This window comes from Rathayibacter sp. VKM Ac-2760, from assembly GCF_009834185.1.
Taxonomy (GTDB): Bacteria; Actinomycetota; Actinomycetes; order Actinomycetales; family Microbacteriaceae; genus Rathayibacter.
The window spans coordinates 393,467-413,306 of sequence record NZ_CP047173.1; the positions used below are offsets into that span (position 1 = coordinate 393,467).

Consider the following 19,840-nt stretch of genomic DNA (forward strand, 5'->3'; position numbering starts at 1 on the left):
GGTCAACTGCGCCGTCGCATCCGGCCGATCACGAAGACCGTGACCGCCGTGGCGACCGCGATCGCTGCGGCTCCGATGGACAACCCAGCGAGCAGCCCGGCCGCGTCGAACCCGTCCCCGGAGGAGGCGGCGGGTACTGCGTCGGCCGTGGTGTCGCTCTCGCCGTCACTTCCGCAGCGGGGCGCCGTCTCCGTTCCCTCGGCGGCGGGGGTTGCCGCGTCGGGCGCGTAGTCGAACGTGTAGCTGTCGGAGGTGGGGTGACCGTCGGAGGACACCACCTGCCACAGGACCTCGTACTCGCCCGCCGCGCCCAGAGCCGCCGGCACCGAGACCGAGGATCCGTCCAAGGCGACGCACCCCTCGGAGTAGTAGCGGCCGTCCGGGCCGATGACCTGGATCGCGAACGCGGTGTTCGTGCCTCCCAGATCCAGCAGCGTGTCGTTGAAAGTCAAGGACACGCTCGTCACCTCCGCGGCCGATGCGTCCGGCGCGGGGCTGCTTTCGAGTACCGAGTCGTGGGCGGCCGCGGGAGTCGCCGCGGCCACACCGAGCAGCAGCATCACGGCCGTCGCGATCGCGGCCCGCCCCGCGAGACGATGGGTCATCCGCGCACCCGCTTCCGGCCGAACAGCGCGATCGCGCCCAGCGCGGCGCCCACGACTCCCAGCAGCAGGGCCGCGATACTCAGCCCGAGAGCCACGCTGGCCTCCACGCCCGGCGCCGCGGTGGTCGCCGCGGCGCCGTCCGCTTCGGCAGGATCGGTCGCGGCCGATCCTGCGTGGTGGTCCTCAGCCGGCTCGTCCTGGACGTAGAGCACCGGAGCGGACTTCAGAGAGGCGTCGGCTTCGACTTCTTCCGCGGTCGAGACCCAGTCGACGCTCGTCCCGTCGCTGTACGACTGCACGGCCGGCAGCAGCAGGCTCCCCGTTTCCGGGATCGGACCCAGCGAGACGGTCCACTGCATGAACTGACCGGGCTGGATCTCGCTGCCCGCTTCGGCGGTGAAGACGATGCTGGTCGGCGCTTCGGTGATCTCGTTCCCGCCGACGGACACCGGCTCCGGCAGTGTGCTCTCCACGACGGACGTGCTCCACCCGGGGGTGGGCAGGTAGCGCACCGACACGATCGGGGTGTCGGTCGGCAGTGACACGGTGACCGCCGTGGTCACGGCGGTCTCGGATTCGTTGACGGCCTTGAAGGTGAAGTTCTCCGACGCGCCCGGGTCGGCCGTGTTCGGGGTGATGCTGACGTGCGCGGACGCCGTGAGCGGCGCGGCCAGCGCCAGGGCGATGCCGGCGGTGATCGCGGTCACCGCGGTGAGGGTGGTTCGTGTTGACAAGAGAAGTGCTTTCCGTGATGCGGGCGCGCCTAAGCGTCCCGAGAAAGGTGAGAAGAGGGTGCGGGCGGTGGCTGCGCTCAGGCAGCAGCGACCGGCGGACCCCGATGCCGCATCACGGACAAGGACACGAGCCGCGGGCGTGCGCGCGCGGAAGAACTGGACGCCGGTAATTCACGGCGCGGTGTCGGCTCGCTCGGGCCGGTCAGGAGCGCTCGGACCGTCTCGAATCGGCGCCGGGCAAGGATGCTCCAGAACGCCCGCTCACCCTGGCGAAGCGCGAAGATCGTCACGATCGCGGCGAGCAGGTGCGCTCCCCACATGACGGTGTCGTGGTCCGGGTGGGCTACCGAGGTCGCGAGATCCAGGACGGGCACGCTCGCGTCCTGGTGGTGCCCCGCCCCGACCGTGCTCGACCGGGGAGCAGGGATGGTGTCCGGGTTTCCCAGCATCATCGCCGCATGGAACGCGAACTGGCTGGAGAGAACCGAGACGCTCAGCCGGGCCAGCGACAGTCGGCGGCCGGCGAGAGCGACACAGACCGGGACCGCGAACGCCAGCGCAAGGATCACCCCGACACGGCTCGGAGCCGTTCCGTCGGCGACGGAATGAGAGAACAGGGCGACGAACGTCGCGACGAGCGCGGCGATGACACCGCGGACGGTCCGCGAGCTGCGCGTCGTCATCACATCACCCGTCCGCTGGAGCGGCAGGACCGCCGAGTCGCGCCCTGCCACTACCGCAACAGGGTACTGAGCTCACCCGAAGGCCTCTTGCCGCCTCGAGGTCCCGGTCATGACCTCGAACTCAGAGCTCGGCTGGTCGCGGCCTGGTCTGCCTTCGCGGACACGAGCGGGCTACCGCGGCGGGCGGCTCGGACTCCGTTCGCGATGATGACGACCTCTGCGAGCTCGTGCACCAGGACCACTCCGGCCAGGCCCAGGATCCCGAAGAGCGCGAGGGGGAACAGGACAATGATCACGCCGAGCGCGAGGACCAGGTTCGCCGTCATGATCCGCCGACCTCGGCGGGCGTGCAGGAGCGCGGCGGGGATCAGGCGCAGATCGGTGCCGGTGAACGCGACGTCCGCGGACTCGATCGCGGCGGCGGAGCCGGTCGCGCCCATCGCGATCCCGACGTCCGCGCTCGCGAGCGCAGGAGCGTCGTTGATGCCGTCGCCGATCATCGCCACTCGCCGGTGCCGGCGGAACTGCTCGATCGCGGCCGCCTTGTCGGCGGGCTTCTGCTCCGCACGCACCTCCGAGATCCCCGCTTGAGCGGCGAGGGCACTCGCGGTGCGGGTGTTGTCGCCGGTGAGCATGAGCGCGCCGATGTGGTGGCGCTTGAGCTCCGCGATCGTCTCGGCCGCCTCGGGCTTGAGCTCGTCCCGGATCCCGATCACCCCGAGAACACTGCCGGCGCGCTCCACGACGACGGCCGTCATTCCCGCGGCCTCCATCGTTTCCCTCTGCCTGGTCAGCGCGCCGGGGATCCAGCGGGGGCTGCCGATCCGGACCGGGGTCCCCGCAAGGGTGCCGGTGATGCCGTCGCCGGGATGCTCGGTGACGTCCTCGATCGGCGCCGGTGCCGGTGATGCGGCGAGGATCGCCGCGGCGAGCGGGTGGGTGCTGCGCGCTTCCAGGGAGGCGGCGACCGCGAGCACGTCCTCGCGGGCGACGCCGGGGGCGGTCGCGACGTCGGTGACACTCGGGCGGCCCGCGGTCAGAGTGCCGGTCTTATCGAACGCGACGACCTGCACCGCGCCGAGGCGCTCGAACGCCTCCCCGGACTTGATGATCAGCCCGAAACGGCTGCCCGCGCCGATCGCGGAGATAACCGTCACCGGCACCGCGATCGCCAGAGCGCACGGGGACGCCGCGACCAGGACCACGAGGGCGCGCTCGGTCCACGTGCTCGGGTCTCCGATGAGGACCCCGAACAGGGCGATTCCGGCGGCGAGCAGGAGCACGGCCGGGACGAGGGGCTTCGCGATGCGATCCGCGAGCCGGGCGCGATCGCCCTTGCGGGCGTGGGCCTGCTCGACCAGGTGCACGATCGTGGTCAGGGAGTTGTCCGTCCCCGCGGCCGTGGCCTCCAGCTGCAAAGCGCCGCCGCCGTTGATCGCCCCTGCGGGCACCGCGTCACCGGGACCGACCTCGACGGGGATCGACTCGCCCGTGATCGCGGACGTGTCCACGCTGCTGCGCCCGGAGACGACCACTCCGTCCGTCGCGACTCGGTCGCCGGGGCGGACGACCAGGATGTCGAGCTCCCGCAGCTCGCGGGCGGGAATCGTGACCTCGCCGTGCAGACGCGACACGATCGCGGTGTCCGGAATCAGATCCAGGAGCGCGCGCAGGCCGCCGCGGGCCTTGTCCATCGCGCGATCCTCGAGCGCTTCCGCGATCGAGAACAGGAACGCCAGCGCCGCCGCTTCCCCGACATGCCCCAGGAGGACCGCGCCGACCGCCGCGATCGTCATCAGCAGACCCACGCCGAGCTTCCCGCGCAGCAGCCGCCGCACGGCGCCGGGAACGAACGTCGACGCTCCCGCGACCAGGCTCGCGCCGAGCACGATCATTCCCGCGAGCTCGAATCCCGTCCACTCCAGGACGTACCCGATGAGCAGCAGCACACCGGCCGCGACCGGGATCAGGACGTTCAGGTCCCGCCACCACGGCACCGACTCCTCCGGCTCGCCGACATGGTCGTGCTCGTCGTCGTGACCGGCTGCCTCGTGACCGACAGTCTCATGCTCGTGATGCCCGGTCTGCTCGGTCGAACGCGCGCCGAGAGTCAGGGCGACCGGCGCGTCATCGACGGCGCAGCAGGCGTCCTCGGTTCGACGAGGACGCATCACCAGGGGGCGGCGCGGGGTGGTCGGCTCGTCGCTGCCACAGCACTCCGCGCTCACTCGGACACCCCGCAGCACAGCGGAACATCGCAGTTCTCGTCCGCGCACTCGACGCCGTCCTCGACCGCCAAGACGACATCCAGCATCGCCAGCAACGCCTTCGAAAGGTGCGGATCCGCGATCTCGTACCGAGTGCTCCGACCCTCCGGGATCGCCGCGACGATCCCACAACCGCGCAGGCACGTCAGATGATTCGACACGTTCGAGCGCGTCAGCCCCAGAGACTCGGCCAGCTCGCCCGGATGACCCGGCTGCTCGATGAGAGAGAGCAGAATCCGAGAACGGGTCGGATCCGCCATCGCCCGACCCAACCGGTTCATGACGTCCACACGCGAAGCAACAGTCAGCATCCGCTGACCATACAGCAAGCGCTGTCACGTGAGCGGTCCGCTCCGGGTGCCGGGAGGGGGACGGCGCACTGTTGCGGCCGACATAGGATCGCCGGATGAGCCGACCGAACAAACGCCGGCGCCGTCCCAAGAGCGCATCCGCTCCTCGCCCGAGCACCCCTCAGAACTCTCCGCGGACCCAGACCTCCCGGTACCCCGATCGCAGCAGGGCCAAGATGGCTCTCGCGCCGGGGATCATCCTCGCGATCGTCCTGCTCGCGGGCCTCGCGTTGGTCGGCACCGACGAGTACGTCTTCGTGCTCTACACCGTCGCCATTCTCGCCGCTGTGATGTCGTGGTTCGCGATCCAAGCTCGCGCATGGTGGTGGCTGATCGGGCTGATCCCGATGGTGGCCCTGTGGAACCCGGTCCTTCCGTTCGCGTTCCCCGAGGTCATCTGGTCCTCGTTGCACCTGATCGGAATTGGGATCGCCGTCGCCGCAGGGCTGAGCATCCGCGTCCCCGTCAAGGACTGAGCTCCGCGGGAGTTACGCCTGCCGGTTCTGATGTTCCCCCCAGGGGTAACATGTTGCTAGTGTCGTTGTGTGGCGGAGACCGAAGAGCGCGATGCAGATGGGCTGATGCGTCAGCTCGTCGCGTCCGTATCGGCGATCCCGGATCCGGTCGAGCGCGCGAGTGAATGTGTGCGCGTGGGAGAAGAGGTTCGGGGACTTCACTCGCAGCTTGCTGCCGTGCGGCGGCGGGCGATCTACGAGGCGACACTCAAGCCGGGAGCGACGGGACGTAGTGTCGCGGCCGAGCTGGGAGTAAGCGCGAAGACGGTCTCGCAGGCATCGGCGGAGTATCGCCGTACAGATCTGGAGATGCTGCGTGATCTTGTTCTCGCAGCCAAGGCCGGAAGCGCCGGGGACGCCGACGTCGACCACGCGGAGGCGATGCTCGCTAGTACGACCGCTGTCGGGGTTCTTGCCCATGTCATCGCCAAGCTGTCCAGCCGCTGGTATCAGGCGGCCGATTTCGATTCGGACGACGACCACTGGTGGAAGATTCACGATGGTTTCGAGCGCGCTCGATACCTCAGCGAGTTGGCGGGATTGGAGAGGTCCCGGCCCACCGTCACGGATGAGGTGGAGCAGGATGACCCGCACACTCCTGCGGTGCTGCGATGGCCGTGCAGGCTTCTCAACACGATGCCCGGTATCAGAGCATCGGCAACGATTGACGAGCGCCGAGGGCGCCCGGTCTGGACCCTCTGGTGGAGCATCAAGTCAGCCGACAGTCACGTCGACATCTTCTCCGCCGGCCCCTCAGGTGACGGGTGGCTAGTCACAGAATGGCTCGTCTGGCTCGTCCGGGACTACCGCATCGCCGGCAGGGCGATCGCATCGACAGTGACCGCTCCTCCTCCGATGATCAACGAGCCGGGCAACATGCTGACATTCGCGATCGAGGCGCCCCTCGACGGCGAGGACGCCGTCGATCCGCACGAGTTCGGACGGTCGATCGTCACGCTGTGGGGCGGAGCGGGCAGTGGGCGCGACAGGACCGGCTACTTCGAGATCGACTGGCCTCCCGAGGACGAGGCGTGAGCGCCGCCTCCGTCTTCGTCGACGAATCGAAAGCGAAGGACTACCTGCTGATCGCGGCGGCGATCGTCCCGCGCCATATCGCGGAGTCTCGACGGGCGGTCCGTACTCTGCTTCTTCCTGGGCAGCCTCGCCTCCACATGAAGCAGGAGAACGAGGCGCGAAAGCGGCTCCTTCTCGACACGTTCGCCTCCCTTGACACCACAGTGACGATCTTCCGAGCTCCGCGCGACCTCGGCAGCGAGGTCGTTCGTCGTCGTCGCTGCCTGGAAGAACTCGTCGGCACCATCGGCCCGGCCGGGGGCCGTCTCTGCCTCGAGCGCGACGAGACGCTGGTCGCCCGCGATAAGCAGTGCATGATCGAGGCAACTCGCCGCACCGGAAGTGTCGGCACGCTCGAGTACTGGCATGAATCCGCAGCCAGCGAGCCGCTACTCGCGATCCCGGACGCCGTGGGGTGGGCATGGGCTCGTGGCGGCGACTGGCGGCGTCGCGCGCAATCGATGATCAGCGACGTGATCGACATCACGCCCTGAATGCGCGAAACCCGAGCGCCGCGTCCATTCCGGACGGGTCTCGGGTTCACTTCCCGAGACTCAACGTCCCGGGCAGCCGAAAGTCTACAACTCGTCGCTCCCACGAGCTACAGACAGTCCTGCGCTGCTCTTCGGGGTGCTGCTGGTGCAGCTGACGCCATCCATCAACTACTGCATCGTCCTCGCCGGCCCTGCGGGCGGCGCGTCCGACTGGTTACCTGCCGCGGCGCCACTGCTGATGCTCGCTCAGATCTTGCTACTGATCGTCGTGTCACTCACTGCAGCCGGCTCTTGTGCAGGCTCCGGGCCGACGGTACCGGGCGGGCTGGGTCATCGAGTCCATCATGCTCGGCCTCATGGTGCCACTGATGATGGGCACCCTCCGCGTCGTCGTCGCCTCACAAGCAGGCGCCGTCACCGCGACCCGGCCGGATCTAGGGTGGGCGGATGAGGCGTCGTTCTGTTGCACTCACACTCCTGCTGGCTGTTGTGGGCACCGTGACCGCATGCGCGCCGGACCCCGTCGATCGCGCGCAGCTCACCCAGTGGCGCTCGGACCGTCAGGCCGACATCGATGCAGGTGGTCCCTTTCTCGCCGTGCTGTCGTCCGATTCGAGTGCTGGACAGGAGGGCGATCGGCTGGAGGCCGCCTTCGACCAGCCACAGCTGCTCGGCGCCATCACCTTCGAATGCTTCGGGGACGGCACAGTCGAACTGCATCTCGACTCCGACTCCGCAACCGGCACGGCCACGTCGGGTAAGACCACGATCCAAACCGTCAGCTGCGGCGAAGGTCCGCTTGACATCGACCCCGCCTCCCTCGGCACCGCTCCGATCGACCTCGTCGGCGTGGCTACAACTGACGCCGACCGTGACACGACATGGTTCCTGACGCTGCGTCGGGCGCAGAGCACGCCCTGACGGCTCACCGCTAGCGTCCGCCTCCGCGGAGCCAGCTGATCTTTCCCGTGAATGGGATAGGTCACCGGTCCAGATCCCTGTAGGTAGCTGCCGTGCGCCCGTCTACTGTCGCTTCATGAGCGAGCGGACAAAGCGCACGGTTCGATGGGGTTGGGTCAACGTCGCCTTGTTCGCCGTCGCGGCAGTGTTCTTGTTGCTGATCTCCGTTCAGACGGGCAGCTGCACTGATTACGTCGACGGGACTGCAGTTTGCACGATCACCCCGCCAGCGAACCGCCAATGGGCGGTGTTGGTGATCGGCGGCGGTGTTCTCGTTTTCGCGCTCTTCAAAGCGTTCCGTCGCCGCTGAGGTACCGCAGTTCGCTTCGTCTGATCGATCCGGTAACGGTCACCGAGTGGGCACCCGAAGACCGGCAGCACGCCGGTACTGCGACTCAGAGACCGTCTGACCCGGAGACACTCGACTTACCGGACGTAGCCCCGTGTCCCCAGCGGTTCCACGCAAGGATGTAGATCGCGAGTCCGGTGACGAGCCCCGCGATCACCCACAGCACGACGAGGTAGTCGATCCAGGAACCGACCGGTGGCGCGCCAGGGAGGAAGTTCCGTAGCGGGATGACCGCGAAGAGCATCGCGCCGATCCAGCTCGTGAGGGTGGCCTCCACCTTTCGCCGGCCGGTGTAGGCGCTGATGGCGACGAACAGGACCAGCACCGGAGTGGCAGCCATCAACCCGAGCAGCACGATCCCGAAGGCGACCGTGCTCGCCGAGCGGGTCGCGGTGATCTCCACGGAGGGCAGTGGTCGAATGCCGTCAGCCGTGGGCACGGTGTTCGCAGGGTGGTCGATCGTCACGGTGTGCAGCTGCCATCCCGGCACGGCATCGTCGAGGCAGACTCGGGTGGGGAGAGCGGTGTGCTCGTGGCCATCCTGATAGTCGTCTTCACCGGTGAAGGCGAAGGTCGTGAGGTCGGCCCGGTAGCTGTCGAAGGGCCATTCCTCGACGATTCCCTCGGCGTAGTCCGATTGCGTCGAGCTCTCGAGTACCTCACCGGCCGGGAACGTCAGGACGCTCGGTCCGTCGACCGGGAAGGTCACCAGGCTGATCGTCTCGGTGGCGGTGTATCCGTCGGAGGAGGTCAGGCTCGCGGAAGGCACCAGGGTCATCTGGAACTCGAGCCTCTGGCGCGCTGCGTTCACTGCCGCCGGCTGCAGCTTCACGGTGACGGGGTCATCGCCCGCGATGACCGTCTCGCATCCTTGGCTCGACTCCCGAATGCCGCCTGCGTACGTCAGCACGACAGTCGCGTACAGGAGTGCTGCAGCGACGACGGAGACCACGACAGGCCATCGACGACGCGCGGGACGAGGGCGTGCGTCGATCATTCGCCGAGCCTAACCAGCCGACCGACACCGCCGATCGATCGAACCACGCAATCTCATGTTGACATGAAGCGAGAAGGTCAGGAGCGGACGAGCCGGGCGATCGCGTCAGATGCTTCTTGAAGCTTGATCTTCGCGTCATCGCCGCCGGCTGCGGCGGCTTCGAGGACGCAGTGGTTGAGATGGTCGTTCAGGAGTCCGAGGGCGACGGATTCGAGGGCGCTGGTCATGGCGGAGATCTGGGTGAGGATCTTGATGCAGTACTGCTCGTCCTCGACCATGTTCTGAAGTCCGCGGGCTTGTCCTTCGATGCGGCGTAGGCGGCGGAGGTACTGGTCCTTGTCGGAGATGTAGCCGTGGGTGCCGGCGGTGTCGTCGTGCTCGGTGGTCTGCTCGGTCACGGTGTCCTCGTCCCCCTGGCGCCTGTGCAGCTCGTCCGCTGTTGGCGTGCATCGGACGGGTACGGAGGGGGTTTTCAGCCGCTCCGGCTGCTTTCTGCATACTCTAGGGGGGTATATGCGGGTGTCCCTTTCGGATGCCCGTGAAGGTGTGTCGTGCGGTGTCGGAGGTGTGGACCATGAGCGAGAGCGTCGTTTCTCGGTTGTCCACGCCTTTGACGCGCGCGGTGGTCGTGGTGCTGACGCTGGCGGCGCTGCTGCTGGGCGTGTTCGCGATGCACTCCATGATGGGCAGTCATTCCGACGCCGCGATGTCCGCAGGTCATGCGCACGCGGAGGCGGGCCATGACGATCTGATGGCTGCCGGCAGTGGTGGGCTGGTCCTGGCGGCCGGCGCCGAGCAGGGCGCGGTCGTGCCGATGGTGCCGTGTGATGACAGTTGCGCGATGGGGTGTGCTCTGATGGCCGCGACCTGCGTCATCGTCTTCTTCCTCGCGTCTCTGATCCTCCTGGCTCGGGTGCCGGCGCTGTTCGCGCGGGTGCTGGAGGCGGGTCCGTGTCTGGCGCGCCTGGTGCCGCGGGCGAAGTTCCACGTGTATCTGCCGTCGTTGACGGTGTTGTCGATCAGTCGCACCTGATTCGCCGTGTCGTCGCAGCGTCCGCTGCGACCTCATCACTGCGCCCGAAGGGTGCAGGTTCGGCGATTTCTGCAACCGACTGACAACTGAATGGATACAACGACTCATGAACACGAAGCGCACTCTTCTCGCCTCGACTCTCGCTCTGGCGACCGCGATCACCCTGTCCGCCTGCTCGAACGGCTCCTCCGGGATGAGCGGCATGGACGGGATGAGCGACAGCAGCTCCTCCGCTCCTGCCTCCTCGTCCGCTGCGGCGGCGGAGGACTTCAACGATCAGGACGTGATGTTCGCGCAGATGATGAAGCCCCACCACGAGCAGGCGGTGGAGATGGCCGACATGATCCTCGCGAAGGACGGCATCAGCGCCGAGGTCACCGACCTGGCGGCGCAGATCAAGGACGCGCAGGGGCCGGAGATCTCTCAGCTCGAGGAGTGGATCACCGCGTGGGGTGCGGAGGATTCGATGTCGGGCATGGACCACAGCATGGACGGGATGATGTCCGATGAGGACATGTCCGCGCTGGAGAGCGCGTCCGGGGTCGAGGCGGAGAAGCTGTTCCTCGAGCAGATGACGATGCACCACGAGGGTGCCGTCGAGATGGCGCAGACCGAGGTCGATGAGGGCCAGAACTCTGACGCGATCGAGATGGCGAACACGATCGTGCAGACGCAGACGGAGGAGATCGCGACCATGCAGGACCTCCTCGCGTCCCGCTGACCCGCCATCCTGACGCCCCTTCCCCTCTCCTGTGCAGGCGCAGCGCTGCTGCGTCGCGCCCTTGGGCGCGCGCGACACCGCCGCGCCCGGGTGGGGGGTCGCCGTACCTGGCGGCCCTCCACCCCTTCTTCTTCGCGCCGTTTCAGAGCGCTCGAACCAGAAACGTTCCCCATGCACCACACCTCTCTCCCCCCGCGCCTGCTTCGTTCGGGAGCTACCCGGTGAGCGCCCCGTCGACACCGACGAGCGACCCGCGCCGCCGCGACGTCCACCGCACCCGGACCCGCGACGCGTCCCCGCGGCAGGCGGCCCTCACGCTGGGACGCCGAGTGACGTACACGGCGCCCTCGCGGGCGGACGCTCACGCGTTGCAGCAGGCCAGTCGCGCCGCCGCCCGCCCGCGCCCGCTGCCCCCGGGGACGCGCACGATGCGTCCGCGTCTGGCGGGTGTTTCCGCGATGACGCTCGTCGCGATGATCGCGGTGACCTCCTCCATGCCCGCGTTCGCCGTCGACGGTACCCCGGCCGCGACCGCGGCCCTGACCTCCCGTGAGGTGCAGCCGCAGACGTTCGTCGCGGCCGGCGCGGTGCAGCTCACCGTCACCCGCGACGCGTTCAGCGCGGAAGCCAAACCCGAAGTGCTGGTCTCCACCGCCGTCGCCACGGAACTCGTGGACGACGCGTCGGATGACTCCGCCTCCTCCACCGCCGACACGGACGTGACCTCCGCCGCGTGGACGCTCCCCGTCTCCGGGCGCATCTCGAGCACGTTCGGTCCGCGCCCTGATGCTCCGGTCGCGGGCGTGAGCGCGTTCCACAAGGGCACCGACCTCGCCGCTGCCTGCGGAACCCCCGTGGTCGCCGCCGCCAGCGGCACGGTCGAGGAAGCCGGTTACGCCGGCAGCTACGGCAACTGGATCCTGCTGGAGAACAGCGGCGGCATTCAGACCGGCTACGCCCACAACAGCGAGCTGCTCGTGGACGTGGGCGACACCGTCGCGGCCGGCGACCTCATCGCGCTGGTCGGCTCCACCGGAGCGTCCTCCGGCTGCCACCTGCACTTCGAGACCCGCGTCGACGGCAGCCCCGTGGACCCTGAGGTGTTCATGAGCGATCTGGGGGTCGGACTTGGCTGAGCCGCGCACCACGCCCGCACGCCGCGCGGGTGCAGCGGCGGTGCTCGTGCTCGCTGTCACCGCGTCCCTGTTGCTCACCGCGCCCGCTGCCCGGGCGGCGGAGTATCCGAGCTGGGAGCAGGTGCAGAGCGCTCGCGAGAGCGAAGCGAGCACCGCCGCGCAGATCACCGAGCTCACCGGCCTGCTCGAGGGGTTGGAGGCGGACGTCGCCGCCGCGCAACGCGACCAGCAGCAGCGCGGGGAGGAGTACGAGCAGGCTCAGGGCGCCTACGACCGAGCGAACCATCGCGCGGTGACGTTGCAGGAGCAGGCGGACGCCGCGTCGGTCCGCGCTGACACGTCGCAGGTGCAGGCGGGCCGTCTCGCAGCGTCCCTGTCCCGCACCGCCGGCACGAACCTCACGCTGTCGCTGCTGACGGGGACGGACAGCAGCGACCTCCTGAACCAGCTCGCGACGATGAGCAAGCTGGCCGAGACGACCGACACGATCTACGCGACCGCGACGACCGACGCGAACACCGCCCAGGCGCTCACCGAGCAGGCGGACATCGCGACAGCGGAACTGGGCGAGCTGGCGAGCGCGTCGCAGGACGCGTTGGCCGACGCGATCGCGGCCGCCGACGCGGTGCAGCAGCGCCGCGACGAGCAGGCGGCGAACGCGGCGACGTTGCAGGCGCAGCTCAGCGTCCTGACCGAGGACCGCGCAGCGACCGAAGCCGACTACCAGCGCGGCGAGGACGCCCGCCGAGCCGCCGATGCGGCCGCGGCCGCGCAGGCCGCGCAAGCCGCCGCCGCCCGCGCCGCGCAGGCCGCGGCCACCGCTGTCCGCACGGCGCCCGCTCCCGTGTCCGGCGCCACCGCACCCGCCTCCCGTCCCGCGGCTCCCGCGGCCGGCGCGCCGGCTCCGGTGCCCTCCGGGTCGGGGTGGGTGAAGCCGGTGTCGGGGTGGATCAGTTCCGCGTTCGGGCCGCGCCCGAACAAGCCCGTCGCCGGAGTCGGATCCTTCCACTACGGCACCGACCTCGCGGCCGGCTGCGGGGTCCCCGTCGCTGCCGCGTCCGCGGGGACCGTCGCGTACTCAGGCCCGCTGGGCTCCTACGGCAACTGGGTGCTCCTGGATCACGGCAACGGCATCCAGACCGGCTACGCCCACAACAGCACTCTGCTCGTCTCGGTCGGGCAGAGCGTCACCGCCGGGCAGAGCGTCGCTCTCGTGGGCTCCACCGGAGCGTCTTCCGGCTGCCACCTCCACTACGAGACCCGCGTCGACGGCGCCCGCGTCGACCCCGAACCGTTCATGAGCGCCCGAGGAGTCACCCTTGGCTGACCGTCCGCACCACCCCCGCCGTCTCGCCGCCGCCGTCAGCGTCGCCGCGACGCTCGCGCTACTCTCCGGCTGCGCCGCCGCCACAGCGGGTGAGGACACCGGGGCGCTCGTGGCCGCGCCGGGAGGGTTGGAGCACGTGCACGGGCTGGGCTGGGATCCGATCACCGGCCTCACCTACGCGGCCGCGCACTCGGGCGTGTGGGTGATCCCCACCGACACCCTCCCGGACACCTACCCCACCACCCCCACCACCGACACAGGTGCGGGTGAGGGGCCGATCGGTGGCCGGGCGCAGGACACGATGGGATTCACGATCACCCCGGACGGCGTGTTCTACGCGTCCGGGCATCCCGACCCCGCCGATGCGGCGGCGGCGGGTCCGAACCTGGGCCTGATCCGCAGCACCGATGCGGCCGCCACCTGGGAGCCGCTGTCCCTCAGCGGAGAGACGGATTTCCACGACCTCGCCACCGTCGCCCTCCCCGACACCACCACCCGCGTCTACGGGTACGACGCCAGCGGCGGCGTCATCCTCCGCAGCGACGACTCCGGCGCCGACTGGACTGAGGCGGCGCAGCTGCCGCTTCGCGATCTGACCGCCGATTTCGAGCGCCCCGACCGGGTGTTCGCGACCACCGAGACGGGTTTGCAGGTCAGCGACGACGCGGCAGTGACCTTCCGTCCCGTCTCGGGCGCGCCGGCGCTGTTCCTCGTGGACAGCAGTACCGGCGGGGAGTTGGTGGGAGTGGACGTCGATGGGACGCTGTGGACGGGAACTCTCGAGGGCCCCTGGCAAAGCCACGGGGCGGTCGAGGGGACGCCGGAGGCGTTCGCGCTCGTCGACGGCGAAGAACCATGGGTTCTCGCCGCCGACGAACGCGGAGTGGTCGCCAGCAGCGACTACGGCGTGACCTGGACGGTGCTGCGCGCGTCCTCGTGAGCGACCGGACTCGTGCCGCGCTCGCGCGCGGCACGAGTGCTCGCCTCGGGGGAGAGATCCAGGCGGCGCAGCAGTTGCGCGTTCACGGCGACGACGACCGTGGACGCGGACATCAGCAGCGCACCCACCGACATGGGCAGCACGAACCCGATCGGGGCGAGAACGCCCGCGGCCAGGGGGACGGAGAGCAGGTTGTAGCCGGCCGCCCACCACAGGTTCTGCTTCATCTTGCGGAAGCTCGCCCGGGACAGCTCGATCACGGACAGCACCGACCGGGGATCATCCGACGCGAGGATCACCCCGGCCGACGCGATCGCGACGTCCGTGCCGGCACCGATCGCGATCCCGACGTCGGCCTGCGCGAGAGCGGGAGCATCGTTCACGCCGTCCCCGACCATCGCGACGCGTCGGCCCTCCTTCTGCAGCTCGATGACCTTCGCGGCCTTGTCCTCCGGCTTCACACCGGCGAACACCCGGTCGATGCCGAGCTCGTCCCCGACGGTGCGGGCGACGGCTTCGGCGTCGCCGGTGATCATGACCACCTGCACGCCGATCGCATGCAGCGCCTCGACCGCCTGCCGGGACTCCTCCCGCACCTCGTCCGCGAGCCCCAGAGCACCGATGACACGGCCGTCGCGGAGCACGTGCAGGATGATCATCCCTTCCGCCTCCCACGCCCGCGTCTGCTCGAGCGGCGCCGCGTCGTGCGCGCGGAGCATCGACGGACCGCCCACGCTCACCTTCACGCCCTCGACGCTCGCCGTGACACCGACCGCTGTCGACGCCTCGAACCCGGTCGCCTTCGCCGCCCTGACACCTCGCGACGCAGCCGCAGCGACGATCGCGCGAGCGAGGGGATGCTCGCTGTCCGCCTCCACCGCCGCGGCCACTGCGAGCAGCTGCTCCTCGGACAGGTCCCCGGAAACGTGCACGGCCGAAAGGGTCGGCTCGCCCTTGGTGAGGGTGCCCGTCTTATCGAACAGGACCGTGTCGACGGTGCGCATGCTCTCCAACGCGAGACGGTCCTTGACCAGGACGCCGCCCTTCGCGGCGCGCTCGGTCGCGATGGACACCACCAGCGGGATCGCCAAGCCCAACGCGTGCGGGCACGCGATCACCAGAACGGTGATCGTGCGGATCACCGCATCGTCCGGGCTGCCCAGCAGCGACCACACGATCGCGGTGATCACTCCCGCGCCCAACGCGAACCAGAACAGCCACCCCGCCGCGACATCCGCGATCCGCTGCGCGCGCGAGGACGAGTTCTGCGCCTCCGTGACCAGACGCTGGATGCCCGCGAGAGCAGTGTCGTCACCGACCGCCGTCACCTCGACCCGCAGCGCGGTGTCCGTGGCGACCGTGCCCGCCACGACCATCGATCCCGGCCCGCGGCTGACCGCGCGGGACTCCCCGGTGATCATCGACTCGTCCACATCCGCGGTGCCCTCGATCACCCGGCCATCCGCCGGCACCCGGCCGCCGGGACGCACGATCACGACGTCGCCCTGCACCAGGTCCGCGGGAGACACCTTCTCCACCTCGCCGCCGCGCACCCGCTCCGCCTCATCCGGCAGCAGCGCCGCGAGAGAGTCCAGCGCGGAGGACGTCTGCGCGAGGGAGCGCATCTCGATCCAGTGCCCGAGCAGCATGATCACGATCAGCAGCGCGAGCTCCCACCAGAAATCGAGCTCGTGATCCAGCACACCCAGGCTCGCGCCCCACGACGCGAGGAACGCGACCGTGATCGCCAACGCGATCAGCAGCATCATCCCCGGCGTCCTGGAACGCAGCTCCGACACCGCCCCCTGCAGGAACGGCCGACCGCCCCACACATACATCACCGTCCCGAGCACGGGCGAAATCCACTCCACCCCCGGAACGTCAGGGAGGGAGTACCCCAAGATCATCGAGAACATGCCGCTGAACGCGACCACCGGCACCGCGAACACCAGCATGATCCAGAACAGACGCCGGAACTGACCCACGTGATCCCCGTGGCCGCCATGACCCCCATGCCCGCCGTGGTCGTGGTGCCCCGCGTGGCTGTCGTGCTCGCCGTGACCCGGGTGACCGGCAGGGTCCCCGTGCTCGCTGCTGACAGGGTGACCGGCGTGACCGTCCGGAGCAGTACTCACGGCCTGACCATGCGAAGAACCGTGATCCCCCGGCGTCGCGTGATCGTGATGCTCGGACTGCGCCGGCATCGACATCGCACCGTGGTGCTCACCGTGCCCGCTCGAATGTCCCTCGTGCTTGACCATCGTGACTCCTTCCGGCCTGAACCGACCTCCCCGAACCGTATACCCCCCTGGGGTATTCGACAACGGGTTTGGAGGTGCGTTCATTCCCCGCGCACCCGTTCGACCAGGTGGTCCTGCGTGAGCTTGTGCCGCCGCTCCGGCCGGTGTTCAGCGTGCGCAGTGCCCTCCGGCCGGTGCGCGAAGGTTTCCGGCGTCAGGGTGCGATGGGGGTCACGGTGAAGTCGTCGAGGTTGCGGATCGTCTCGTGGACGTGAGTGGCGGCGTACTCGGCGATGCGGGTCGCTTCGATGAGGTCGGTATCGGCCACGGTGATGCTCGCGGAGCCGGTCAGTCGGTGCCCGATCCAACGCAGGTGCAGGTCGCGGACCTGCTTCACACCGCTGGTGTGCTTGAGGGCGTGTTCGGCTCGTTCGTAGAGGTCGGGGTCGATGGCGTCCATGAGTCGGGCGCCGACGGATTTCACGGTGCCCCACAGGAGCACGAGGATCGACGCGGCGATGAGCAGTCCGATGATGGGATCCGCGAGCGGGAAGCCCAGGAGTACTCCGATCGCGCCGAGGACGACGGAGAGCGAGGTGAACCCGTCGAGCCGGGCGTGGACGCCATCCGCGACGAGAGCTGCGGAGCCGATCTTCCGGCCGACGCGGATGCGGTAGACAGCGACGATCTCGTTCCCGGCGAAACCGATGAGGCCGGCAGCGACGAGCAGCCACGCGTTCTCGATCGGGCGGGGGTGGATGAGGCGGTTGATGGCCTCCCAGCCGGCGATGACCGCGGACAGGGCGACGACGAACACGATGAACATCCCCGCGAGGTCTTCGGCTCGCCCGTAGCCGTAGGTGTAGCGGCGGGTCGCGGCACGCCGCCCGAGGACGAACGCGATCCACAGTGGAATCGCCGTCAGGGCGTCCGCGAAGTTGTGGATGGTGTCGGCCAGCAGAGCCACCGACCCGGTGTACACGACCAGCACCGCCTGAAGGACGGTGGTGCCCAGGAGGATGAACAGGCTGATCTTCAGCGCACGCACCCCCGCGGTCGACGCCTCCATCGCGTCATCGATCGAGTCGGCCGCATCGTGAGAATGTGGCACGAACAGTCCGTAGAGAAACCCCTTCACCCCTCCGTGCGGATGGGAGTGCCCGTGGTCGTGATGATGGTCGTGGTCGTGGTCGTGGTCGTGGTCGTGGTCGCTGGTGTGGCTGTGTTGAGCGGTCATGACTGCGCGCTTCCGGTCTGGTGGTGCGGAGCATTGCCGACGACGTGTTCCGCCTGCTTGACCGCGTCGATGACCAAGGCAGACGCGTGCTCGTCCGTGAGGCGGTAGAAGACCGTCGTTCCTTCGCGGCGGGTCTGCACCATTCGTCCAAGCCGCAGCTTCGCGAGATGCTGCGACACTGCCGCCGGGCTCTTGTCCACGATCTCCGCGAGGCGATTCACCGACAACTCGCCAGCGCTGCGCAGCGCGAGGATGATGCGGATGCGCGTCGCGTCCGCGAGCATCGCGAACACCTCCACCGCGAGCTCGACGTACTCGGACTCGACGCTCAACCCACATGGCTGCGTATCTATGTGCATACGCAGATACTAGATGATGAGCCCGTAGAGCGTCTTGCGATCAGGTGAGCAGCTCGACTCGGATCCGCTCAGCGACGGCCTCGCGGAGGGGGCGGACGTTCTCGGCGCTCCAGTCGGTCGGGTCGGGGAACGTCCATTCCAGGAACCGGCCGGTCGGAGTCGCGGGGAGGGTGAGGCCGGGCTTCATCGCGACGACGATGTCCGCGTTCTCGAGGTCGTCGACCGTGACGGCGCGGGGGGTGCGGTCGCTGATGTCGAGGCCGAGCTCGGCGACGGTCGCCGCGATCGCGGGGTTCACGGTGTCGGCGGGCGAGAGCCCGGCGGAGGTGGCGGTGTAGCGGTCGCCGGCGAGGACTTCGAGCAGGCCTGCGCCGAGTTGGGAGCGGCCGGCGTTGTGCTGGCAGAGGAAGAGGACGGTGGGCTTCTCGGTCATGCGGGGATGCTGCTTCCGGTGGTGGTGCGGGTCCAGGTCTGGGCGGCGATCTGCACGGCGTCCCACGGGGAGCCGAGCGGGGGTGTGTAGGAGAGGTCGAGGTCGGAGACCTGCTCGACGGTGAGTCCGGCGAACAGGGCGGTCGCGTAGGTGTCGACGCGTTTGGCGGTCTCGGTGCCGAGGCGGCCGACGAGCTGCGCTCCGAGTAGGCGGCCGTCCCGGGTGTCGCCGGTGATGCGGATCGTGATGGGCTGCGCGCCCGGGTAGTAGCGCTTGTGGTCGTCCGCGACCGCGGTCGTCGTCGCCGGGGCGAAGCCGGCGGCGATGGCTTCGTGCTCGCGGAGGCCGGTGCGGGAGGCGACGAGGTCGAAGACCTTCACGACCTGCGTGCCCACGGAACCGGCGAAGCGAGCGTCGCCGCCGAGGGCGTTCTCGCCCGCGACCCGGCCCTGCTTGTGCGCGGTCGTGCCGAGCGGCAGGTAGGTGCTGCCGAGCAGGCGGTGGTGCGTGGTCACTCCGTCTCCCGCGGCGAACACGTGGGGAAGGCCGGTGCGCATGGCCTCGTCGACGACGACGGCGCGGCCGGCGCCGAGGGATGCGCCGGCGCGGGCGAGCAGATCGGTGTTCGGCTTCACGCCGACGACGAGAAGCACGACATCGGCGGTGCGCGTGAGGGGTGTGCCGTCGTGGTCGGCGTGCACGGCGAGGCCGGTCGCGGTCTTCTCGATCGAGGCGACGGTCGTTCGGGTGAGCACCTCGACGCCGTGCTGATCGAGTTCGGTGTGGACGAGGGCGCCGAGTTTGGGGTCGAGGGTGGAGAGCACTTCCGGGCCACGCTGCAGCTGCGTGACCTGGAGGCCGCGAACGGTGAGCGCTTCGGCCATCTCCAGGCCCACGTAGCCGGCGCCGACGATGATCGCGGTTTGCGGGTCGCGGCTGTCGAGGTACCGCTCGAGCGCGAAGGTGTCGCCCATCGAGTGCAGCACGTGCACTCCGTCCTCCGGCCCCAGCTCGTCCACTCGGGCGATCCCGGCCGAGGAGGCGAGCGCCCCGGTCCCGACGATCAGCTCGTCGTACCCGATCCGGTCGAGCGAGCCGTCGGGGGTGCGGACGGTGAGCTGCCGTCCGGCGACGTCGATGTCGGTCGCGAAGGTGTCCAGGCGCAGGGTCATGCCGGTGGCTTCGAGGTCGGCGTGGGTGCGGTGCGCGAGCGACTGCCACGGCTGGACCTCGCGGGAGAAGTAGTACGGGATCCCGCAGATGGAGAAGTTCGGGTACGAATCGGCGACGACGACGGTCACGTCGACGGACGGGTCGAGCTCGCGGGCGCGCAGCGCGGCGGAGATCCCCGCGTCGCTGCCGCCGATGGCGACGAGATGCATCAGA

At 69.2% G+C, this 19,840-nt stretch carries 22 protein-coding genes; 10 read left to right on the plus strand and 12 right to left on the minus strand.

What is annotated here, in order from left to right; translation table 11 throughout:
• Positions 1-2: 2 nt before the first annotated feature.
• The 5 genes from GSU72_RS01720 to GSU72_RS01740 all read right to left on the minus strand — a co-directional run bounded on the left by GSU72_RS01720 (position 3) and on the right by GSU72_RS01740 (position 4,600).
• Positions 3-605, minus strand: a complete 603-nt coding sequence (locus GSU72_RS01720; protein ID WP_159983180.1) for a copper resistance CopC family protein — start codon at positions 603-605, stop codon at positions 3-5.
• Positions 602-1,339 (minus strand): YcnI family protein, encoded by a 738-nt coding sequence (locus tag GSU72_RS01725; RefSeq protein WP_159983182.1) that lies wholly within the window; start codon positions 1,337-1,339, stop codon positions 602-604. Before GSU72_RS01725 ends, GSU72_RS01720 begins: the two co-directional genes overlap by 4 nt.
• 77 nt (positions 1,340-1,416) lie before the next feature.
• The gene (locus GSU72_RS01730) at positions 1,417-2,022 is read right to left on the minus strand and encodes a hypothetical protein (RefSeq protein WP_159983184.1); all 606 of its coding nucleotides are present in this window, start codon (positions 2,020-2,022) and stop codon (positions 1,417-1,419) included.
• A 107-nt stretch (positions 2,023-2,129) separates the two neighbouring features.
• The gene (locus tag GSU72_RS01735) at positions 2,130-3,818 is read right to left on the minus strand and encodes a cation-translocating P-type ATPase (RefSeq protein ID WP_244256068.1); all 1,689 of its coding nucleotides are present in this window, start codon (positions 3,816-3,818) and stop codon (positions 2,130-2,132) included.
• A gap of 428 nt (positions 3,819-4,246) precedes the next feature.
• A complete protein-coding gene (locus tag GSU72_RS01740; RefSeq protein WP_159983186.1) occupies positions 4,247-4,600 on the minus strand; it encodes a metalloregulator ArsR/SmtB family transcription factor in 354 nt (117 codons plus the stop codon).
• A 215-nt stretch (positions 4,601-4,815) separates the two neighbouring features.
• Between GSU72_RS01740 and GSU72_RS01745 the strand changes: the two genes are divergently transcribed.
• The 5 genes from GSU72_RS01745 to GSU72_RS01765 all read left to right on the plus strand — a co-directional run bounded on the left by GSU72_RS01745 (position 4,816) and on the right by GSU72_RS01765 (position 7,992).
• A complete protein-coding gene (locus GSU72_RS01745) occupies positions 4,816-5,115 on the plus strand; it encodes a DUF6804 family protein (RefSeq protein ID WP_159983188.1) in 300 nt (99 codons plus the stop codon).
• 69 nt (positions 5,116-5,184) lie between these two features.
• Positions 5,185-6,189 carry a hypothetical protein gene (locus GSU72_RS01750; protein WP_159983190.1) on the plus strand — a complete coding sequence of 335 codons (1,005 nt, stop codon included), beginning with the start codon at positions 5,185-5,187 and terminating at the stop codon, positions 6,187-6,189.
• Entirely contained in the window at positions 6,186-6,722 is a 537-nt protein-coding gene (locus tag GSU72_RS01755; RefSeq protein ID WP_159983192.1) for a hypothetical protein, read from the plus strand. The genes GSU72_RS01750 and GSU72_RS01755 overlap by 4 nt, the downstream gene beginning before the upstream one ends.
• A 447-nt stretch (positions 6,723-7,169) precedes the next feature.
• Entirely contained in the window at positions 7,170-7,643 is a 474-nt protein-coding gene (locus GSU72_RS01760; protein ID WP_159983194.1) for a hypothetical protein, read from the plus strand.
• 115 nt (positions 7,644-7,758) lie between these two features.
• The gene (locus GSU72_RS01765; protein ID WP_159983196.1) at positions 7,759-7,992 is read left to right on the plus strand and encodes a hypothetical protein; all 234 of its coding nucleotides are present in this window, start codon (positions 7,759-7,761) and stop codon (positions 7,990-7,992) included.
• Between the two features lie 85 nt (positions 7,993-8,077).
• Here the strand turns inward: GSU72_RS01765 and GSU72_RS01770 are convergent, their stop codons facing one another.
• Together GSU72_RS01770 and GSU72_RS01775 are read right to left on the minus strand one after the other, a co-directional pair.
• Entirely contained in the window at positions 8,078-9,028 is a 951-nt protein-coding gene (locus GSU72_RS01770; RefSeq protein WP_159983198.1) for a DUF4436 family protein, read from the minus strand.
• Positions 9,029-9,105: 77 nt separating this feature from the next.
• The gene (locus GSU72_RS01775) at positions 9,106-9,426 is read right to left on the minus strand and encodes a metal-sensitive transcriptional regulator (RefSeq protein WP_159983207.1); all 321 of its coding nucleotides are present in this window, start codon (positions 9,424-9,426) and stop codon (positions 9,106-9,108) included.
• A 176-nt stretch (positions 9,427-9,602) separates the two neighbouring features.
• Between GSU72_RS01775 and GSU72_RS01780 the strand changes: the two genes are divergently transcribed.
• From GSU72_RS01780 to GSU72_RS01800, 5 genes are all read left to right on the plus strand, one after another.
• Positions 9,603-10,061, plus strand: a complete 459-nt coding sequence (locus GSU72_RS01780; protein WP_159983209.1) for a hypothetical protein — start codon at positions 9,603-9,605, stop codon at positions 10,059-10,061.
• 106 nt (positions 10,062-10,167) lie between these two features.
• The gene (locus tag GSU72_RS01785; protein WP_159983211.1) at positions 10,168-10,782 is read left to right on the plus strand and encodes a DUF305 domain-containing protein; all 615 of its coding nucleotides are present in this window, start codon (positions 10,168-10,170) and stop codon (positions 10,780-10,782) included.
• A gap of 458 nt (positions 10,783-11,240) precedes the next feature.
• Positions 11,241-11,918 carry a M23 family metallopeptidase gene (locus GSU72_RS01790; RefSeq protein ID WP_208545128.1) on the plus strand — a complete coding sequence of 226 codons (678 nt, stop codon included), beginning with the start codon at positions 11,241-11,243 and terminating at the stop codon, positions 11,916-11,918.
• Positions 11,911-13,245 (plus strand): M23 family metallopeptidase, encoded by a 1,335-nt coding sequence (locus GSU72_RS01795; RefSeq protein WP_159983215.1) that lies wholly within the window; start codon positions 11,911-11,913, stop codon positions 13,243-13,245. Before GSU72_RS01790 ends, GSU72_RS01795 begins: the two co-directional genes overlap by 8 nt.
• On the plus strand, positions 13,238-14,185 hold the full coding sequence (locus tag GSU72_RS01800) for a F510_1955 family glycosylhydrolase (protein WP_159983217.1): 948 nt from the start codon (positions 13,238-13,240) through the stop codon (positions 14,183-14,185). The genes GSU72_RS01795 and GSU72_RS01800 overlap by 8 nt, the downstream gene beginning before the upstream one ends.
• Here the strand turns inward: GSU72_RS01800 and GSU72_RS01805 are convergent.
• The 5 genes from GSU72_RS01805 to GSU72_RS01825 form a co-directional block, all read right to left on the minus strand.
• Positions 14,146-16,446 carry a heavy metal translocating P-type ATPase gene (locus GSU72_RS01805; protein ID WP_244255931.1) on the minus strand — a complete coding sequence of 767 codons (2,301 nt, stop codon included), beginning with the start codon at positions 16,444-16,446 and terminating at the stop codon, positions 14,146-14,148. The two genes, GSU72_RS01800 and GSU72_RS01805, sit on opposite strands and share 40 nt — an antisense overlap.
• A gap of 193 nt (positions 16,447-16,639) precedes the next feature.
• Positions 16,640-17,662, minus strand: coding sequence for a cation diffusion facilitator family transporter (locus tag GSU72_RS01810; protein WP_159983219.1), 1,023 nt, complete (start codon positions 17,660-17,662; stop codon positions 16,640-16,642).
• Positions 17,659-18,021, minus strand: coding sequence for a metalloregulator ArsR/SmtB family transcription factor (locus GSU72_RS01815; protein WP_159983221.1), 363 nt, complete (start codon positions 18,019-18,021; stop codon positions 17,659-17,661). The genes GSU72_RS01810 and GSU72_RS01815 overlap by 4 nt, the downstream gene beginning before the upstream one ends.
• Before the next feature lie 40 nt (positions 18,022-18,061).
• Complete coding sequence (locus GSU72_RS01820) at positions 18,062-18,454, minus strand: low molecular weight phosphatase family protein (RefSeq protein ID WP_159983223.1); 393 nt, start codon at positions 18,452-18,454, stop codon at positions 18,062-18,064.
• Complete coding sequence (locus GSU72_RS01825; protein ID WP_159983225.1) at positions 18,451-19,836, minus strand: FAD-dependent oxidoreductase; 1,386 nt, start codon at positions 19,834-19,836, stop codon at positions 18,451-18,453. The genes GSU72_RS01820 and GSU72_RS01825 overlap by 4 nt, the downstream gene beginning before the upstream one ends.
• Positions 19,837-19,840 lie beyond the last annotated feature (4 nt).